Raw genomic sequence first — 19,767 nt, 5'->3', positions numbered from 1 at the left:
TAAAAGATCAGAGTTTTGCTGTTTTAAGGCGCAGGCTGTTGGATACTACGCTGACAGAGCTGAGTGCCATGGCTGCGCCTGCGATCATCGGGTCGAGCAGGAAGCCATAGGCGGGGAAGAGTATGCCGGCGGCCACCGGTATGCCGATCACGTTGTAGATGAAGGCCCAGAACAGGTTCTGTTTGATGGTGGCCACTGTTTTGCCGGACAGCTTCAGCGCTTTCGGGATGCTGTTCAGATCGGAAGTGATCAGCGTCATTTTGGCTACGTCCATGGCGATGTCGGAGCCTTTACCCATGGCGATGCTCACGTCGGCTTGTGCCAGGGCCTGGGAGTCGTTGATACCATCGCCGACCATCGCTACCGTTTTGCCTTTTTCCTGCAGCTGTTGCACGAAAGTGGCTTTGAAGGAAGGCATTACTTCGGCGAAGTATTGGGTGATGCCTACCTGTTGCGCTACTGCGGCGGCAGTCTGCTGGTTGTCGCCGGTGAGCATGTATACTTCTATGCCCTGGCGTTGCAACGCTGCGATCGCGGCGGCGGAACTTTCCTTGATACGGTCGGCGATGGCTACCACGGCCACTATCTGTTTGCCGCGGGCGAAGTAGATCACGGTTTTGGCGGCTGCCTGCAGGCCTTGTGCGAGGGTGGCGGATTTGCTGTCCAGTGCTACACCGTTTTCCTGCAGCAGTTTTTTATTGCCCGCGAAATACGTTTCACCGTTGTAGCTGCCTTTTACACCCTGACCGGTAACGCTTTCGAATGCGGAGAGAGCGACTGCCTTCGTGCCGGCCTGCTGGAGATGCTGTGCGATAGCCGCTGCCAGCGGGTGTTCGGACTGTTGTTCGAGGGCGAAAAGCACCGCCTGGTCTGCTTCTTTTTGATGGTCATCTACATATAAAAGATCGGTGACAACAGGTTTGCCTTCTGTGATGGTACCGGTTTTATCGAGGATGATCGCGTTTACTTTGTGCGCCAGTTCCAGGCTTTCCGCATCTTTGATAAGGATGTTGTTTTCCGCGCCTTTACCAACGCCTACCATGATGGCGGTAGGGGTAGCGAGGCCAAGGGCGCATGGGCAGGCGATCACCAGTACGGTCACGGAAGTGAGCAGTGCGTGGGTGAAGGCGTTGTCGCCACCGAATACCATCCAGGTGATGAAGGTCAGGATAGCGATGCTGATCACTACGGGCACAAAGATGCCGGCGATTTTGTCGACCAGTTTCTGTACCGGCGCTTTACTGCCCTGGGCTTCCTGTACCATTTTGATGATATGTGCCAGCAGCGTGTCTGCGCCTACCTTGTCGGCTTTGAAGCGGAAGCTGCCTTTCTGGTTGATGGTACCGGCAAAAACGGCTTCTCCTTCTTTTTTCAGTACGGGTACGGGTTCACCGGTGATCATGCTTTCGTCTACATAAGAGTCGCCGGCGGTAACGGTACCGTCTACCGGGATTTTTTCTCCTGGTTTTACCAGAAGGATATCGCTCACTTTTACGGTGGAGATAGGTACTTCGCGGGTGTTGCCGGCCGCGTCCACCAGCAGAACGGTCTTCGGTTGAAGGCCGATCAGTTTTTTGATAGCGGAAGAGGTGTTGGACTTCGCTCTTTCTTCCAGCAGTTTACCCAGCGAGATGAAGGCGATCACCACGGCGGCTGCTTCAAAATATACGTGTGCGTGCAATCCGCGCTGATGCCAGAAGTCAGGGTAAATGGTATTAAAGGCGCTGAATATCCAGGCGATACCGGTGCTGAGCGCTACCAGCGTGTCCATATTGGCTTTACCGTGACGGGCCTGTTTCCATGCGTTTATAAAGAAGCTGCGGCCGAGGAAGAACACTACCGGGGTGGACAGCGCCATCATGATCCAGTTGCCGTAGGGCATGTCCATGAAAAACATACCAATGATGACGATGGGGAGCGACAGCACGGAAGCCCAGATGGTACGTTGTTTTACCGCTTTATAGTGTGCCTGCTGGGCAGCTTCCTTGATCTCGTCCTGGTTTTCTTTCTCGATCACGATATCATAACCCACGCTTCTTACCGCGTCGCGTAATTTCTCCGGGGAGGTTACGGCCGGGTTATATTCCACCCAGGCGCTCTGGTTGGCGAAGTTCACCCCGGCGGCGTTTACGCCTTCTACGGAGCCCAGCATGGATTCTACGCTGACAGCGCAGGCGGCGCAGGTCATTTCCAGTACCGGGTAAGTTTCTTTGATCATTCCTTTTTTATGTTGATGGCTGTTGGCCCTGGATGTATCGTTTAGTGTTAAGGTGGTCATAGCGGTCTGTTTTATAATTTTAGCAAAGGTACCGACGGAGCGGTGCGGCGTTGTTATATGATTAAGGATGATTTGTATATAATTTTAAGATGGTTTTCCGGGCATCGCCTTTATAGAGAGCCTTGACTTCCGGATTCCCTTGAAATAACCCGGATTCAGCCCCGTAGCGGCCTTAAAATGGGCCGACAGCTGGCGGGCGCTGTGGTATCCGAGTTTGGCTGCTATCTGCTGCAGCGGGATGTCTGTGTATACCAGCCATTCCTTGGTCTTTTCAGTACGCAGATTTTCTATATATTTTTCTAATGTAATATTTTCGGTTGCCAGGAAAGCCTGGCAGACGGTGGCGTAGTCCAGCTGGAGGGACCGGGATATTGTTGTGGGCAGACTGAAATGGTCGGGGAATACAAAATCGCCTCCGTAGATTTTTTCTGCCAGCTGTTTTACGGCCAGGGTGATAGTGTTGGATGTGGACGTAAGCGGTTGCATGTCATCAGTTTTTTATGATGACAAAATTGGCGGAGTTGAGGGGCGGAATCGTTATACAATTACGGGAAACACTTATAAAATTTGCGTTCCCGGCCCGGGGTTTAAGGCCCGGGCTAAATCATGATTTACCTTCTTTCATCAGTTCACGGTGGATGGCGCTTTGCAGATCGGGGACGGTCAGCTCCTGCCGCTGATCGCTGATGAGTTTTAAGCAGCAATGGAAAGCGATGTTATTGATATTGGAGCCGGTAAGTTCGTGGTGTTGCGATATTTGTTCCAGGGAGATGGAGGGAGACAATGTGACCTTGTCGGGGAACGCGCGGTTCCACAGGATATGCCTTTCCGGCGCTGCAGGTACCGGGAAATAGATCACGCTCTGCATCCTGCGGAGGAAGGCTTCGTCCATATTGCCCTTGAAATTGGATGCCAGGATAATGAGCCCGTCGTAGGCTTCGATGCGTTGCAACAGGTAACCGACTTCCTGGTTGGCGTATTTATCGTGCGCGTCGCGGATCTCCGTTCTTTTACCAAAGAGCGCATCGGCTTCATCAAAGAACAGTATCCAGTTTTTTCTTTCTGCCCGGTCGAAAATGCGGGACAGGTTTTTTTCGGTCTCACCGATATATTTAGACACTACTTTAGACAGGTCTATCCTGAACACATCGCGGTGGGTGTATTTGCCCAGCAGCGTGGCGGCCATGGTTTTACCGGTGCCCGGAGGGCCGTGGAACAAAGCACAGTAGCCTCTTTTTACTTTCCGGATCATCTGCCAGTCGTCCAGCAGTGTACGGTGATGCATTACCCACTGTTCGATCTCCTTTATCTGCTGCAGCGTGTTTTCCTGTAACACCAGGTCGCTCCACAACAGGTCGGTCGTGATATATTCCGCCGCAAATTCAGGGGAGAAGCGCGGGTGGATCACGCGGCCGGTAAGCCAGTAATCCAGCGTTTCCGGCGCCAGTACCAGTTGACCGGACATAACCGGTTCGCCGGCGCTCACGGTTTCAATGCTCAGCGTACCCTGGCGGAAAAACCGGCTTTGCTGCAACAGGCTGTTTTGCAGGTCTACCCGTTTGTCCGGATCATTACCGGCCAGCACAAACAGCAGGGTCTCGCCGGTGGGCAGCATGCCACGGTGGTGCAGTGATTTGATGCCGCCAAAGGGAATAAAATCGCCGCCTTCGGGAAGATACTCCCGCAGCACATCTTCGAAGAATCCCGGCTGCAGGTGAGGCGCCAGCGCCAGCAGCAGGGCGACGAACTCGCTGGCATCCGGCTGGGCTTCTTCCATCCACCGGGCGAAAGGGGAGCCGTCGTGCACATAGGCGTCGGCGCTGATGGTCACGCTGCTGGCTTTGCCGAAATGCAGCGATAGCCGGCCGAGAATGTATTCACGGAGATATTGCAGGGGGATGTGAAAGGAGGTGTTCATGGGCTTACAATTTAGACAGTATGTTTAGCTCTACATCAAGGGGGCGCCTCTCAATGTTGTCTTTGCTTTTGCTGCCACCCAGTCCCAGCGCAGGTACGAAAGCGTAACATTCATGCTGTTCCGGCGCGCCAAGCGTGTCTGTAACGGCCATATACAAATCTTTAAGAAAAATATCATTAAGCATGTCTTCCTGACAAAGGAAATCATCCATGAGGTACTTATAGTCATCTGCTTCACCGATGGGCTCTATTGTATTTGAAACAGGGTCCAGCACCTTAAAATAATCGTCATGAAAGAAGATAAACTGACCAAAAGCGAATTTCAAAAAGGGGTAACAACTTTCAGGCGGCAGGTCCCAATAGGCCAATACGTGCTGAAAGTCTTCCGGTTGAACGGTCATCAGCAGTCCTTTGCTAAAAGATTGTTGAACACTGCCGTTGTGAGCGGTCAGAAGGTCTGCCGGTAAAGGGGAACCAGCCGGGAAGCGGATTTTGTTATCATACGTTTTCCATACCGGATGGACAGTCTCGAAGATAGTCATAACATAGCTGATTAAGTAATTACTGCAATAAGCTGGAAGTTCATATACGTCGTCGATTTTTCGTCAGCGCTCATGGAGTTGAGCGTGGCAGAATAGGCGATTTGATCTGCTTTTAGTTGTCCCCATAAAGAGCCGATATAACTGTTCACTTTTCCCGCTTCCATGTCATCAAACACATTTACGTCACCGCCGGACACATAATCAGCGCTATGAGATGCGTGGGTGCCTTTGAATGTTTTGATGGCTTCCGCCCGGGCGTCATCCATATTGGTATACTTCTTCATATGGAACAGCTTCAGGGCTTCTTTTTCTATCATATGCTCACGAAAAGTATCCCTTAATTTCCGTTTGGTTTGCTCTGAAGTAGAGCTATAAGCGTTGATATTGGCTTGCCAGTCCCTCACTGTCAGGCTGTTCAGATAACTTTGATGGTGTTTCAGCCCCGCTTTTAGTTCTTTAGGCGTATAAGTGTTTTTCGCGGTAACGGTTTTCATGTTAAAGGTAAAGGATTTAACAGGAAGCGTAGTGACGCCGTCGGGCCGTTTGCCGGATATTTTATATACTCCGGTAGGTAATACGAGGTAAGGATTGACAATACCTTTGACAGACCATTTATCACCTTCGCTTACCGCTTCGAGGGACTGGAATCCGTATCTTATTTTGATGGCTGTAAAAAGAGCGTCCAGTACCGGTTTGCCTACTTTTTTACCTGCAAAACGGTTGGTAGCGGCGACTGCTTTCTGCATGCCGGCTTTCAGTCTTTCCTGTGGATCTTTGGGCACGCCGGTCTGTGCAATTTTTCCCAGCAGTTTTTTGCCGTTGGTCACGATCCAGTCCACCAGTTTGTCCATGGCTTTGTCTACCGGCGCGCGCAATTTTTTGATGATCTCCACTATTTTGTCGGCTATCTTGCCCAGGCCGAGGAAATTGGCGAGGAAACTGATCGCCAGCTTAAGCAGACCGCCCAGTACGTTTTCCACTGCGTTGGCAGCTTTGCCGATATTGCCGCTGGCAATTTCCACGATGCTGTTCACCACCGCCAGACCCACCTGTGCGATCTGCCGGATCTTCTGGATCACGAACATGATGGTGTCATAGATTGCGATGATGGCTTGTATGAAAGCGCCGACAGGATTGAGGCTGGAGAGCAGTTTGGTAATGGCTTTCTGTACGACTGTCACCGTTACATACATGGTGACTTCCTGGAAGAACTGTGCTTTCAGCTCTTCTATTTTGTCCTGTATTTTGTCCCATGCGGCAGCAGGGCCTTCGGTGACCAGTGTTTTCAGGATGTCGAAGCCGGTTTCCAGGGCAGCCACGGCTGTTTCCCCGAGGGCTTTCACCAGTTTCACGCGCAGGTTCTGCCAGGTGAGGCCGAATACGGAGAGGCCCAGTTTCAGCAGCTCTTTGGGTGCAAAGGACTGCGGGATATAGATATTGGCGCCTGCCAGGGAGCCGAGCAGCCAGCCAATGATCGCTTTTTTGAACCAGGAGCCGATGCGGTCCTTGAATTGATTGAATCCTTTCTTGACCGCATTCATCAGATGCCTTACGAACACCATCGGTTTTTCCAGGATGCTGCGGAAAGCGCTGCGGGCTTTGGCCAGGTAAGGCATTGCGCCCGGGGCTACTACGGAGAAGATAATTTCCAGCAGGTCGAAGATGGTATTGAGGGCCCAGTTGAAGAAGGCGGTGGCGAAGTTGCCGAATACGCCGAATACTTTTTTGAACAGGTTGGGCAGCACGATGAAGTCCATCACTTCGAGCGACTTCAGCATGGCGATGAACTGTGCCGGGAAGCTGGTGACCAGTGTTACCAGTCCTTTCATCGCATTCTGGAACCAGGCGAAAGCTTTCTGTATGGCGTTGCCTTTTTTTATGTTCTCCCAGATGTCCTGCCGTCCGATCATTTTCATGAAGCCGCCGATGAGGGTGTCGGCATTGCGGGGCACTGTTTCGCCGGTAATGGGATTGAAGCCCAGCACAGCGCAGAGCAGGTCAAATCCGGGCGCTTTGGCGGCCAGTTCACCGAGCGGTCTCAGTACTGCATCGCGGATGAACTGCATAATAGCCTGGAAGATGCTTTTGATAAAGTCGATGATATCGTTCACCGGTTTGGTGAAGATGGCCACGGCTCTTTCCCAGGTACGTACCGGATGGAGGATGATATCGAGGAAGTCCAGGTCGTCCATGAACTGGCTGACGGCGGACTTGACTTCGCCCATCAGGCCGGAGAAACGTTTCAGCTGCTGTTCTACCCAGCTGCCGGCTTTTTCGAAGACGTTGTACTTATCCAGCGCTTCGGTGATCAGGTGTCCGCCCGGCAGGAATTCCACGATGGCGCGCAGGATATTGGCAGCGCTGCGGTCGGCCGATTCACCGTTGATAGGGTTGACGCCGATCACGATGGTGAACATGCGGTAGCCGGGGATGTGATAGGCTTTTTCCGCGAGCCAGTCGAGCACATCCTGCCAGGAGGGGATGTCTATGCCGAGGAAACGTTGTATCTGCGGCGCCATGGCTGTGGCCATAGGCCCTGCCGGCTGTGCGGCTGCACTGCGTTGCACGCTCTGTCCCTGTTGTATGGTATGCGTCAGCTCATGGGCGAGCAGCTGTTTGCCTGCCGGCGCTTCGGGCTGATACTGGTTGTTGTTGAAGAAGATATGGTTCTGATAGGTGAAGGCTTTGGCGCCAAGCTGGTTATTGAGTTGCGCTGATTCCGGCCCGGTATGTATGCGTACATTGCTGAAGTCGGCGTTGAACCGGCTCTCCATGAAACTGCGCGTATCGTCGGAGAGGGTGAAGCCGCCGGCGCTCTGTTGCCGGATGCCCTCGCCGATTTCGTTGGTGGTGGTAACAGGCGTACCTTCTCCTTTGCGCTGAACAATCGTGTCTTCTTTTTTTTGTACTTGCTGTTCCGCTTTCTTTTGTATTTGCTGCTCTTCCTTTTTTTGTACTTTTTCTTCCTGTTTGGCCTGGATTTTTGACCCTTCCTGTGCTTGGGCCTGTACTTTTTGAGGGTCTTTATGTTTGGCCTGGAGCTTACCTTCTTCTTTTTTTGTCTGGACCTTTTTCCCTGCTGATACTTTGGCAGCCGTCGTTGCCGCGGGCATACGCATCACTTTATCCGCCATGCTGTCTGCTTCTTTTTCGGCGGGGTCATTGGGCGAGCCGACTTTCAGCTTGGTTTGTACCGGCGGCATAGCAGGCGCAAAAAAGGGCTTCTCTTCATTTTTTAATGAAGGCGCGCTTTTGGGAGCCTTTTGTGCGGCAGACGTTTTGGGGGCCGCATCTGCACCTGCTTTCATTCTTTTTGGTTTAATCGGTTATATCCATTCCACCCAGATCATTTTATGCGGGGTATAAGGCAGCAGAATCATGTTATAGCCCCAGGGAATGTCGGGCAGGAGCCATTCATCGTAGCTTTCCCGCTCTACCTGCAGCAGCCAGTTGTCATCGTTCTCACGGACCGACAGTTTACCAGGCCTGCGCAGGAAACTGGCCTGCAGTCCTTCAGGGCTGGTATTTTTCAGCGAAGGCCAGTTGCTGATCACCGTGGTGAGCAGGCTGATAGCTTCTTCCTGGTGGGCCGGGTCTATGGTAGTCACTCTTTCGATGGTTTGTGCCAGTGGGATGCCACAGAGTATTTTGTTCAGCACCATTTCTTCTTCTCCGATGTCTGTCCGGCCCGTCGCCAGCCATTCCAGCAGGGCGGCGGCATAACCGGGACGCAACAGTTTTTTTTCATCAGCAGCGCCGCAATATTGCAGAAAGCGGCTGATAAAAGGTGACAGCAGTATCAGCCCGGCATTGTGTATATAATATCCGTCGGAGAGGGAAGCAATATGCTCTTCCTCCTGAAGGGTGCCTGTATTTGTTTTTTCTTTGGGGGAAACGCCTGCCTGTTGCTCCAGTGACTCCTGTAGCCGGGCCTGCAGCGGGTCGGGGAGGTGTGCCTTCACCAGCGCATGAAGCTGCGGCAGTGTGACCGGCAGCAACCGGGTTAACGCACTGGCCAGCAATTTTTCGGCCGGCGGTGGCGCAGATTCCTGCAGCACCGTTTCCAGTTGCCACTGGCGTATAGCTGTTTCCGTTATAGACCGTATGTCAGGAACATATTGTTGTAAGGTGGCCATCGCCGACACCGTAGCTGCGTATACGTCCGGCGCTATCTGTTGCAGCAGTTGTTGCTGCCAGGCAGGGAAGAACTGTATTGTCAGCCGTTCACGGGCCACGGACGAGGTACGTAGTATATGCAATAGCCGGATAGACTGTGGGGAGGAGGCAGAAAAAATGTTGAGCATAATACCCTTCCATTCTGTGACCCTGTCCGGCGATACCCACCAGGGATACACGCCATGCAGGAGAAAATGGAAGAGTATTTGCTCAACATTCCGATGATTGGCACTTTGTGCTTCTCTTCTTTCTCTATTTTCTATCCTTATTACGTCGAAGGGAGTAGCAGATACTTCCCGGGAAGCGGGTGGTATCTTTTGCGCAAGCGTTGCTTTCAGCTGTTGCGCTACAGCGTCTGTAAAACGCTGCCGGAGATTGTTGGACCGCAGGTCTTCAACGCTGATACTAAGATAATCAAAAATCAGATCATCTTCTAAAAAATCATAGGGCGCCAGCACTTTTTCGAGCGCCGGCAGCAGCTCATTTTCACACAGGGCAGCCACCTCGCGCTGCAGCAGCAGCGCCTGTGATTCCGGACCGTTGAAGGTCACCTCCACCAGCTGTTTTTGAATGAGATGCATATCGATTTGGTTATTTAGTCATTTGGTTATTTAGTTATTTGATGGTTTTCGCCGTTCGATCATGAAGTTACCGGAGTATTGGTTTAGCTCCCGTTGGTCCCTGTTTATTGCCGCTTGCCGGATTCGCGTCGGGTCACGCCGGATCGCTACGTCTGGTCATGCCCTCTTTACCAGGAATTCCGCATATGCCCAGCAGCCGTTTTTGTCAATGGCGATGGCCCTGATTTTTTCAGGCAGCAGGTCTACGCTGTCCAGGTGGAATTCAGACCCTGTGCCGAAGCCGGGTATTCCACCTTCAGCGATCCAGTAGATGGCTTTATAATCGCCTGTCACAAAATAGAAGGTGTCGGTTTCCCGCTTGATTTCCAATGAATCATTGGTGCAGGGCTTCTGGATATTAACTCCTTTGCACTGGTCGTCAATACTACACCCGTATTTAGGCATCCTTGTCTGGTAGCTGTTTTGATTACGGATGGCCAGTTGCGCATCGACTCCTGTTTTCGTATATCGGTAATCGTAATAGTACCCATCGATGTCCATACGTATCCGCAAGTCAAACGACTGACAAGGGAAGGAAGTGATCATGAACTGTCCGCTGAGTTTGGCGTCTTTCACCACATATTCGATTTTCAGGCTTCCTTTGGCCACTTTGTCTATCCGCTTGTTAATGATCTCTGTTACCGCTTTCATGAAATCATGATAGTTCGCGTTTTTAATGCCACCGGTTTGCTGGAGGTAGTCGGTGATATCTTTAACGAACTGTTCATCCATCAGTATCATGCCGTTTTCATCGGTGATGGTGAGGTAGGCGACTTCCAGGCGTATCAGTTTGGCAGGGAAAACCTTTTGTTCCGGCAGCACCATCCACACCGGATACAGGCAGCGGGTGACGAGCCCCTTGCACGGAAGGTCGCAGGGCGGTTCGCAGGTTTTAGCGGGCACCTGTACTGTTACGCTGCCCCCTTTGCTGTCGGTGACCACAACGGTCCCTGGCTGGTTACTGCCGAACTGCAGGTCAAACCGGCTGTTGACACTGTTATTATTGGCTTTATAGGGAGGTGTGCCGCCGGTGACGAGGAAGTGTACCACCTGCTGTCCATCCTTACATTCCGAGCCGGTGATGTCCACACCCAGTGGTTGCGTGCTTTCGTTGATCGTATACTGGACGGTAGTGCCATCGCCACAGCATTGATAGGGCAGATAGAAGTCCGCAAACACGATACCTTCGCTGATGCTTACTGGCACGCCGGTAGCGAAGCCTGCAACGGCACCTCTTCCAAACGGAGGCCTCCGCGCGCCCGCTTTGTATTTGCCCAGCATCGGCTGAAACGTTTTTTCTATGAACTCCCCGGCCTGCGGGTCGTTGGCGTCTACCTGCCCCAGCAGCGTGCTGATCACGGACGCCGTGCCTGCATCCGGCTGATAGAACTTAAACGCCTGTTCATCCAGCTTGTATTTATTAGTGACGGCATCGAGATAAATAAGGTCGCCAAAGTACTTTCCGGGTTGCGAGGTGGTAACCACTTCGCCGTGGTACACGATCACAAACGTGCCGCCGGTGGGTACGCCGGCTTTATGTTGCAGCCCTGCATGTTTTTCTGCGTAATTGCTGAGCAAGAACTGCTGCTGCAGCTTCGTCATCCGGTTGCTGTAGATATCCAGCAGCTTCACCAGCTCTGACACGTCGCAGGGGATACCGCCGATGGTCAGCGCTTTCAGCATCACCAGCATCGTCTGATTGTTGGGGGGCACCGGATCGTTGAGCTGCGACAGTTTGGTCAGTTTTTTGAACGCTTCGATGGTGGGATGCGTACCGCCTTTACAAATGATGTCGGCCTGTATCAGCAGGAACGCGCTTTCAAGATCGGCAAACTGTGCCTCGAAAGTATTGCCGGTCAGGGCATCCGGCTTGTTGCCGGTTTTAACGGCCACAATATCAAAGGGCAACCGGTTATTATTGACGATGCCCTGCAGGTAGTTGACCACGGATTTGTAATGCTTGCCCACATGACCTTCTATCCGGAAAAAGTTATACGGCTCTATGTCATACCGCAACGGATTTTTTACAAAGTCTTCCGTGGCGGGGTATTCGATGGCGCGGTAGGATAAATTTTGGTTGGCTTTGCCGGCTTTGGTGAGACGGTAGTTCCAGTATTCAAACAGTTGCCGGTTGTTGCTCTGTTTGTCCTCACTGTAATAGTGGGGGATGGCCTTGCCTGACAAGGCGCTGCCGAGATAGCTGGGTGTCACCCGCAGGTCGCTGTTGCTGACGCCGCCACCAGCGATGATGGTAGGCGCCGCGATTTTAGGGAACGTCAGCAGCATCATATAAAGCCGGTTCAGCAGCAGCACAATTTCTTCCGTACGTTGTCCTTCCCGCGCCACTGCCGGGGAAGGCAGAAAATAATGGCGGTAAGCGCTGGGTGATGGCGGGTTCACAGCTTCCTTTAAAAACAGATGCCGCGGAAACCAGGCAGGGTCGGGGCAGCAGGTAGCCAGTACCGCGCCGGATCTGTTCTTTATCTCGTTGTAGGTATCTACCAGGTCGCTGACAAAATCAAAATAATATTGATAGTAATATTCTACCGGCAGTTTAATGGTGCTGTCGTTGTCATAACTGAAAATCGTGTTGTTCTGAATCAGGTTGCCCAGCGCTGTGGCATTGCTGTTGAGGAAAGCGAACGTGTCTGACAGTTTCTTCAGATTGGCCAGCACCTTGTCGATAAAGGCTTTGGTCAGTATGATCTTGTAGGCCTTGATCACGTCCGGCGTTGTATTGAGTGCTGTTTTAGCAACGTCAAAGCGGGGCATCCGGATGTCCGGCAACGCGGCCAGGTTGGGGTATCCGGGGATGACCGCCTTGATTTTATCCGCATCGCTTTTGCGTATCAGCAGTGGTTGTATGGTGACGCCCACGGTGGAACCTTTATCATCGCAGGAATTAGGCAGGCAGTTTTTGTTGCCGGTTTTATTCAGCTCCACGAACAGCATTACTACTTTATCCTGCAGGAAAGGAATGTCAAGATTCCTGGCGGAGGGGTCGGGGTTGCTGATGGGGATCTGCGGCAGCAGCTGCCACAGCGGGTACAGATTGGCGCCTGCATTATTTTGCAGCACAGGATAAGCTACCTCTTTGGGGAGGACATAGTTCTGGGAGGCGGCATATACCAGGTCCGTCTCCTGTACAACAAGATACCCGGCCGAGGTAACGCCCACCCCTTTGGTAATGGTCACGGATTTACCATCTGCCGCGGTAATGACGTCCAGTCCGCAAATGATACCGATGCCGATCAGATGGCTTCTGGTCAGCCGGGTTTGTTCATCATTGTACCCGAACAACAGGTTCAGCTGTTCGTTGGTGAGTATCTGGTTCGCCTCAAACTGAGGGTACTTTTGGATGGAAGGTATCATAATGATGATAATGACTTCTTTGATTTAATAATAGCTTTATCCTGTTCTGCCGGTTTTATCCGATGGCGGTAGCGCCAAGCCGGACGGGGTTCACATCATTGCCGTCTTCGCAGTCATGCAGCGTAGCCGGCGGGTAGATGCTTTTCAGTGCCGACATCACCTGTAGCAGCGTGGCATGTGTTTGCAGCAGCTGTATTTTGTCCGTATCATAAAAGGTGGTGAAAACAGTGTTGACAGGCGTGGTGATGATCCCATTGCAGACCGGCGCCATGGTGTTGATCATCGTATCGAAGGCGGCCTTTTGCAGCCCTCCGGCCAATTGCGACACTACCCACAGGCGGATGGCTTCTCCATATTGCTCCATCAGGGTGTGCACGCATGAACAGACATCCTGTTGTTGTTTGCCGGGATTGGCCTTCAATATTGCGTCTGTCAGTATATTTTCGAGATAATTGTCTTTCGCGGTGAGTTTGGCGTTGGCGGCCAGCCAGGCGCACCAGGCCAGTTCCAGCCGGGTGAAGATGAAACAGTCGGTATGTGCCAGCCAGTAGTCCACGATCCATATTTTTACTGTCGCTATCCCTGCCGGTGTGATGCCGGTCACCCCGCTGGCGATGCCGTCTTTCACCTTCTCTTCGAAAAACTGTTCGACTTCCGCTTTTACCGGGAATACATTGTTGCCGGTGGTCAGCGCCTGCCGGTAGGCGTTGTTCATGGCGGCGATGGCCGCCTGGGCCACGAGACACAGCGGACGCAGTTTCTCTTCGTCCCTGGTAGCGGGCAACGGTACCTGCAGGCCCCAGAGCAGGTCTGTCAGGTCACACAGCAGCGTATCATCGCAGGCTTTGTTGTCTACCCAGCATATCTTAGGCAGCAGGTGGGCGGGCGTCTCCTGGCGGATGGTTTTCTCCGCATACCGCCGGTAATCGATCTTCATGTTTTGTTCCAGCCATCCCGGCATCACGAAAGTGAGCCGGAAAGAGTAGGGATCATTATCGTAGCAGGTGTGACAGCTGCCATCCAGGCAAATGGGAAGCAATGCCTGTCCGGGTATGCGTGGCCGCAGTAACAGATGTTCTATGATAACGAAGCTGGTAGCGGCGTCTATGTTAAGCAGGCTATTGAGCCGCCGTTGCAGTCCCGCGATGTTTCCTGGAGCACAGGGAGCGGCAATAGTATAATCGATGGCACGGGCGCGGTTGTAACTGGCTTCCGGATAGTTGCTGAGGAAGTCTGTTTTTAGTTGCAGCAGCGCTGTCTGCATAGCGGTCTGTTCGGCCGGGATGCTGCTGTACCGTGCCAGCGCATATTCGCCGAAACTTTCTGCAAACCGGGCCAGCAGGTGGTCAAGAAAACGGTTGCGCCTTGCCAGTCCGCCATTGGCCGGCTCGGTGAGGGTTTGCAGCGCCGGCGCAGTGAGGCCGTTATAGAGCGCCGTAACACCTTTGATATCGCTGTCAGACAGCCAGTGCGTAAAGTAGCTCTGTAGCTGGCTGCTGTCTACCAGGAAAAGATCGCCGGCATGTTGCAGTTGTGCGAGATAGTTGACCAGCAACTGTTCGAAAAACAGCAGATAAGTTTTGAGTTGCCGCGCCTGAGCCTTGCGCAGGGCGGGCTCGGTGTCTGAAAGTCCAAATTCGCCGATGCCATAGGTAAGCGGATAGGAGTACTGTACCGGGTAGTAGTCTTCCATGTTCCTGATGGTAGCGGCAGGTATTTCCAGTTCGTTGTTGATACCGGTGGCTTTAAGGTATTCGCCGCTGCTGCGCAGCTCCTGCAGGATGCTGTTCAGTTCCGTTTCACTGGCGGCGAGGAAGGGAAGCCCATTTTTATAAAAGAGAAATTTGCTGCGTTGTACGTATAGCCGTGGCTGATGGCCCGGGGTTACCGGCAGTGTCCATGGCTGGCTATGATAGATCACTTCTCCCCGGTCGTCGTAGCTGGTCATCAGGAAATTGGTAATGCTTACCACCTCCGGTATGTCCATGATGAGATTGATCATGTCAGATGCATGTATCTCCTGTTTGATGTCCGCCTTGTCCAGGTCTTCATTTTTGATAAACCCGTTATGCAGTCTTGGCCCGTTGAATATTTCCGTGATGTCGGTATCTTCCTTCAGCAGCTGTGCCAGTGAATATATCGGGATATTGGGGTTCAGGTATTGTTCTATTTTCACCATGATCTCCGCCTGTACTTTTTCAATATCCGCGTCCGGCGTCAGTTCCGCGTCCATGCAGATGCTGACGTCTTCCATGGGCACCAGGGAGATATGGCAGAAAGCCTCGTCCAGGTTACGGTGTGCGTTGAGGTTGGCCCGGGTGGCGTTGATCAGGGCATGGGTTTTTTCCAGCCCGTTTTTATAGGTGCTGATGATGCCCGGTACCTGTTGCAGGGCGCTGGTAATATCTGCTGTTAAGAGGGCGTCGGAAAAGGAAAGGTATATGTTCAGTACGGCGTTACTGAAGGTGATGGCCACGGCGTTGCTGAGCGTCAGTTGCAGATCGATGAAAATAGCGCTCTGCATGGTTTTTGACAGATTACTGTCCGTAACGGGCGTTCCGTTGTTGTCCACCATTTTGTTCAGCGTTACACCGGTGACCGTGATGGTGTTGTCTATCAGGTCTTTCCAGTCATTCCATTTTTTGAGGATCTCCTCGTAGGCGGGCAAGCGGAGCTCTATGGTAGCGCGGCTGCTGCCATAGGTGAGGGTTTGGTACACCCTGCCATCGTTGATGTCGCCGAATACCGGGTCGTCTTCGAGCGCAATCTGCACATCATACAGCCCTTTGATATTTACTTTTTCAAAAGCCTGTTTTCCGTCGGGGGTATGACTTTTATATGTCAGCTGCCCGTTTTTTTCATCGGCATAGATCTCCGTTTCGCAGTTGCAGTCTTCCGCGCACCCGTCAGTGGCTCCTGTGGCGGTGACGTCGTCGCAGCTACAGTGCCGGGGCGCCAGCCAGGCATTGTGGATACCTTCCTGATCGATCATCAGCTTACGGTAGTCGTTGACCGTCAGCGGGTTCATGGTAAGGATCTCATGTGCCGGGAAGAAAGCCTGTTTATGCAGCTGGCTTTTATCCATGTAGGCTGCGAAGATGTCTGCCGTCGGGAAGCCGGTACGGTAGGCCAGGTCGGTGATGGCAAAACACAGCAGTTCCAGTGTGGTGATACCGGGATCATGCAGATTATAGTCTGTCCAGAACCGGCTGCCCAGCTGCCGGATGTAGTTCATGCCCTGTTGCCGCAGGAAGTTGAAGTCTTCCGGTGGTTTCAGTTTGCTGTTGCGGAGTATGACGCGCTGTTTTTCCATGATACAATGACTTGTGCTTTATGCGCACCCGCAGTCTTCCCCGTTGTCAACCGTAGCGGCTGCCATGGCGGGGATGGGGGTGATCACGTGATCGGTCGCCTTTACCGGTACAATGATGGCCGATTGCCGGTCGGGCGTGATAATATCTTTGAGTATGCCGGCATGATAGAGCCTGACGTCTGTCACATAGTCGACATAGTATCTTTTTTCCATGAAGTTGACGATCATCGCGTTGGTGATCCTGTTTTCAAACCGCAGGTCTGCTCCTTCGGTATAAGCCCATGGTGCAAGGAAGCGTGTGATTTCTTCCTGCAGCTGGTGGGTAAACAGTGTTTCGTCGTATTGCGGGAAGAAACACACTTTGGCTTCCACCCGTACCTGTTCGTAGTCCGGATTGCAGACGTGCAGGCGTACAAAGGGAGACACCAGTTTCAGCAGGTATTCTTTCACCTGTTGCAGATCGCTCATGTAGGTGAAAGGGCGGAGCGGGTCGATCCCGTTGCGCTGCAGCAGCGAAGGGATCGTTATCACGGTCACATGCCCCGGCGCCATTTCGTTGTAGATGCCGTTTTCGAAGCGGGTATGCGGGATACATCTGGCGCGGTAGAGGTTAGGAAACTGCTGTAACACCAGGTGTTCGTAATCCCATTTGTTGACGCTGCGTCCTTTGTGCCGCAGCTGTTCGCTGCAACGGATATAAAACTGTGTGTCCGATTCCTGCGGCGTGCCGCCGAAAGAGGAGAACGGCTGTATGACCGTTTTGATCTCCGGTTGCGGTGTGGCCAGTTTGGCAATGGTGCCGGCGGGCAAAGGGGAGGCGAGCGTTTGCGAGGGTACGGCGCCCGGTACAAAGGTGGCGGATACCGCCTGCGTAACGATAGACACGGTTTTGCAGACAGCCTCATCAGCCTCCGCGATGGTGGCTTTCAGCCAGTATTGCTGATCGGGCATGAGGTGGTGGTCCAGGCTGGCGTCGCGGGGTATGTTAAAGGCGATGATGCCGCTGCGGATGAGGTTATCGGTGCCATCCGCCACCGCTGCACTGTTGAACGGGACCCACTCATCGCCTTTGAGATAATGCCACTTCACCTGGTGGTCCGGTTTGCTCACCAGCGGGTTGGCGGTGCTTTCATCGATCTGGAACAGCAGCGTCACCTGCCTGGGCGGTGTGAAGTGCTGCAAGCCAAGATAGCATTCCGCCAGGCTGGGGGTATTACTGGTAGTGTCGTGGAGGAATTGCGGCAGCAGGTGCTGACCGACAGCGGTCTTTTTCTCTCCGAACGGATATACGTGGAAGAGCGTAGCTTCTGTTTGTGTATCGGCTACATACTGCAGGTATATCTCCTGCAGGGTAGGCGGTGTAAACAACCCTGTAGCCACGCCGGAGAGACTGAGTCCCTTGGCGGCCCTGGTGAGGTAGTTCATGCGTTGGGCCAGGCTGGTCTGGTAACCGAGGTCGTTGGTAAGATTGTACCGTACGAACCCGGTGACGCTGGCAGGAGAGTAAGGTGTATTCAGGTTACTGTAAACCGGTGCTATTTGGGTTTTATCGTCGATGTAAAAATGTTCTCTTGGTTTATTGTGCAGCATCCCGTCGATGTCTGCGTCGAAGATATCGAGCGGGTAGCGGATGATTTTCCATCCGTCGTTATGCCGCAGGATGTACAGTTGCGGAGAATCGCCGAAATCGTGTTCTGTGTCTTGTTTCCACATGAACATGGGCGTCACGCGCGCGTTGTTTTTCTGGAAGATCTCATCACAGCCTACCAGGAGCATGGCACCGGGTACGGGTACTGCGCTGAAGGGCAGGAATGGTTTGGACGGGTCCATGACGCCGGTGTCTGTCTGCACGTGGATATTTTTCACTTTGTCTACGCTGACAGTGAGCGTATACCCGGTGATGACGGTGTTTTTCAGCTTTGCCCATGCGGACGCCCTGCTGGTGTCGTCACTGAGCAGGATGCGCAGTACGGGGGCGTTGGTGTCGTAAGCCGCTTTGTGAACCGTTTTACTGAAAGGCACGGTGCCGGGGAGGGTGGATGCCATGGTGCAGGTGAGTACGAACCCGCCTGTGGGCACAGCCGCCAGTCCGGTGATGGTAACGGGTGTCCAGCCGGCGGCGGTGGTCACGGCGGCGGTAAAATCGGCTGCGTTAAGGCTGGTGACAGGGCTGCTGGTAGCGACGTTGACGGTGATGGTACGGTTGCCTTCCCGCAGAAAGAGATAGTGGGAGGCAAAAGCAAACCCTATAGCGGCGGCCGGCATGTTTACCCGTTGTACTTTGGTATAGTCTGCCAGTGTTTTTCCCGCGAAAGGATGCCAGGGCGTCAGCGGTTCGTCGAAAGGCTGGCCTGCGCCGTCTTTGCTGGCAGGCTGCGGTGACGCATATACGCGGTCTTTCGAAATGGCCGGGTCTGCATCTTCTGTGGGACAAACATATACGCTGCGGATGTCGCTGATGGTGGCGGTGTTGATTGCCAGGTCCACGTCGGTGGCATAAAAGGCATCGCTGCCATCGGGGAATTTCCCCGCTTTCAGTTGGGTGCCTGTGGGCAGCAGGTGTTCTTCCGTGAACCGGGCCAGGGTAAAAGTCATAAACGCTTTGTCGGGCACGGGTTGTTTCTTCCGGAGGCGCAGGATCTCCTGGTAGTAGAGTTCGAGATGCCTTTGTGTGAGCTCGTTGAGCTGCGTGCGGGAAAACTGCAGCAGTTTCAGGAAGGCCAGGAACAGCGCATTATGCGGTTCGTGGCTGTCCCACCGGCCGAGGGTGTCCTGCAGCTCCTGTGCTGCCGCGGCGGTTATTTTAACGATGGCTTTGATAAAGACATCGATCGCGCTTTTGAAGAAATTGTGGTTGGCGGCGAAGTACAGCTTTTTGATTTTGGTGACGGCCGGGCTGTAGATGTCCGGATCTACTGTGATGGCGCTGTTCCAGGTGGCCGGATAGCTGTGTCCGGCCGCGATGTCCGCATCTTCCGTTGCGGCGCCGAAGATGGTCGTATAGATATTGGCGTTAGGGTTGATCAGCCCGTCGGTGACCGCTTTATTGTAGTAGGCCAGCAACTTTTTAAGCTGGTCTTTGAGGCGGGTGGTGATCAGTGACTGTACCACTGCTTTCAGCAGCAGGGTATCCGGCAGCTGGTCCCGCATTTTTTCTATCTGCCAGGCGAGGGAAAAGAGAGCGCTGAATATTTTACCATAGTAATTTTTGGCTTGTGCAAGGGTGGCGGTGCCTTCCTGCAGGGGCAGCAGGAATTTTTTGAGGGTATCGGCGAAGTCGCTGGTCTGCTGGGTAACGATCAGCGAAAGCTGGGTGGAGATGTCTTTGTTAAAGAAGCTCTCCCAGGTGGTGCCGTCGCTGTTGTTGTCGTTGTTGATGAACAGCAGGAAAGCGGACAGTTTTTGGGTGAACACGAGATGGTCTGCGATGCTGTGTTCATCCACCGGGGCATAGGCAGGGTCGAGGGCAGGCAGCTGCCTGTCCTGCTGAGAGGTGCCGCTTCCCGGCACAAATAAGGGGTCCAATACCAACGGGCAATCCTGTGACAT

Annotated in this window: 9 protein-coding genes; all 9 read right to left on the bottom strand. The window is 53.1% G+C overall.

Annotated elements, in window-relative coordinates; all coding sequences use genetic code 11:
- Positions 1–7: 7 nt before the first annotated feature.
- The gene (locus tag HF324_RS20835) at positions 8–2,278 is read right to left on the bottom strand and encodes a heavy metal translocating P-type ATPase (protein WP_168860724.1); all 2,271 of its coding nucleotides are present in this window, start codon (positions 2,276–2,278) and stop codon (positions 8–10) included.
- Between the two features lie 84 nt (positions 2,279–2,362).
- Positions 2,363–2,764 carry a helix-turn-helix domain-containing protein gene (locus tag HF324_RS20830; RefSeq protein WP_168804327.1) on the bottom strand — a complete coding sequence of 134 codons (402 nt, stop codon included), beginning with the start codon at positions 2,762–2,764 and terminating at the stop codon, positions 2,363–2,365.
- Positions 2,765–2,882: 118 nt separating this feature from the next.
- Positions 2,883–4,196 carry an ATP-binding protein gene (locus HF324_RS20825; protein WP_168804326.1) on the bottom strand — a complete coding sequence of 438 codons (1,314 nt, stop codon included), beginning with the start codon at positions 4,194–4,196 and terminating at the stop codon, positions 2,883–2,885.
- Positions 4,197–4,200: 4 nt separating this feature from the next.
- Positions 4,201–4,737, bottom strand: coding sequence for a T6SS immunity protein Tdi1 domain-containing protein (locus HF324_RS20820; protein WP_168804325.1), 537 nt, complete (start codon positions 4,735–4,737; stop codon positions 4,201–4,203).
- 11 nt (positions 4,738–4,748) lie between these two features.
- The gene (locus tag HF324_RS20815; protein WP_168860723.1) at positions 4,749–8,045 is read right to left on the bottom strand and encodes an eCIS core domain-containing protein; all 3,297 of its coding nucleotides are present in this window, start codon (positions 8,043–8,045) and stop codon (positions 4,749–4,751) included.
- 18 nt (positions 8,046–8,063) lie between these two features.
- On the bottom strand, positions 8,064–9,494 hold the full coding sequence (locus tag HF324_RS20810; RefSeq protein ID WP_168860722.1) for a contractile injection system tape measure protein: 1,431 nt from the start codon (positions 9,492–9,494) through the stop codon (positions 8,064–8,066).
- Between the two features lie 156 nt (positions 9,495–9,650).
- Positions 9,651–12,905 (bottom strand): hypothetical protein, encoded by a 3,255-nt coding sequence (locus HF324_RS20805; protein WP_168860721.1) that lies wholly within the window; start codon positions 12,903–12,905, stop codon positions 9,651–9,653.
- A gap of 55 nt (positions 12,906–12,960) precedes the next feature.
- Positions 12,961–16,218, bottom strand: coding sequence for a baseplate wedge protein (locus HF324_RS20800; RefSeq protein WP_168859585.1), 3,258 nt, complete (start codon positions 16,216–16,218; stop codon positions 12,961–12,963).
- A gap of 18 nt (positions 16,219–16,236) precedes the next feature.
- The gene (locus HF324_RS20795; protein ID WP_168860720.1) at positions 16,237–19,767 is read right to left on the bottom strand and encodes a baseplate J/gp47 family protein; all 3,531 of its coding nucleotides are present in this window, start codon (positions 19,765–19,767) and stop codon (positions 16,237–16,239) included.

The organism is Chitinophaga oryzae, assembly GCF_012516375.2.
Classification (GTDB): domain Bacteria; phylum Bacteroidota; class Bacteroidia; order Chitinophagales; family Chitinophagaceae; genus Chitinophaga; species Chitinophaga oryzae.
Note: the sequence above shows the minus strand (reverse complement) of the source record. Positions and strands in the feature narration are given on the sequence as shown.

Excerpts from the sequence above, each read along its gene's own strand:
- HF324_RS20835 (WP_168860724.1), bottom strand. The coding sequence starts at position 2,278 with ATGACCACCTTAACACTAAACGATACATCCAGGGCCAACAGCCATCAA.
- HF324_RS20830 (WP_168804327.1), bottom strand. The coding sequence starts at position 2,764 with ATGCAACCGCTTACGTCCACATCCAACACTATCACCCTGGCCGTAAAA.
- HF324_RS20825 (WP_168804326.1), bottom strand. The coding sequence starts at position 4,196 with ATGAACACCTCCTTTCACATCCCCCTGCAATATCTCCGTGAATACATT.
- HF324_RS20820 (WP_168804325.1), bottom strand. The coding sequence starts at position 4,737 with ATGACTATCTTCGAGACTGTCCATCCGGTATGGAAAACGTATGATAAC.
- HF324_RS20815 (WP_168860723.1), bottom strand. The coding sequence starts at position 8,045 with ATGAAAGCAGGTGCAGATGCGGCCCCCAAAACGTCTGCCGCACAAAAG.
- HF324_RS20810 (WP_168860722.1), bottom strand. The coding sequence starts at position 9,494 with ATGCATCTCATTCAAAAACAGCTGGTGGAGGTGACCTTCAACGGTCCG.
- HF324_RS20805 (WP_168860721.1), bottom strand. The coding sequence starts at position 12,905 with ATGATACCTTCCATCCAAAAGTACCCTCAGTTTGAGGCGAACCAGATA.
- HF324_RS20800 (WP_168859585.1), bottom strand. The coding sequence starts at position 16,218 with ATGGAAAAACAGCGCGTCATACTCCGCAACAGCAAACTGAAACCACCG.
- HF324_RS20795 (WP_168860720.1), bottom strand. The coding sequence starts at position 19,767 with ATGTCACAGGATTGCCCGTTGGTATTGGACCCCTTATTTGTGCCGGGA.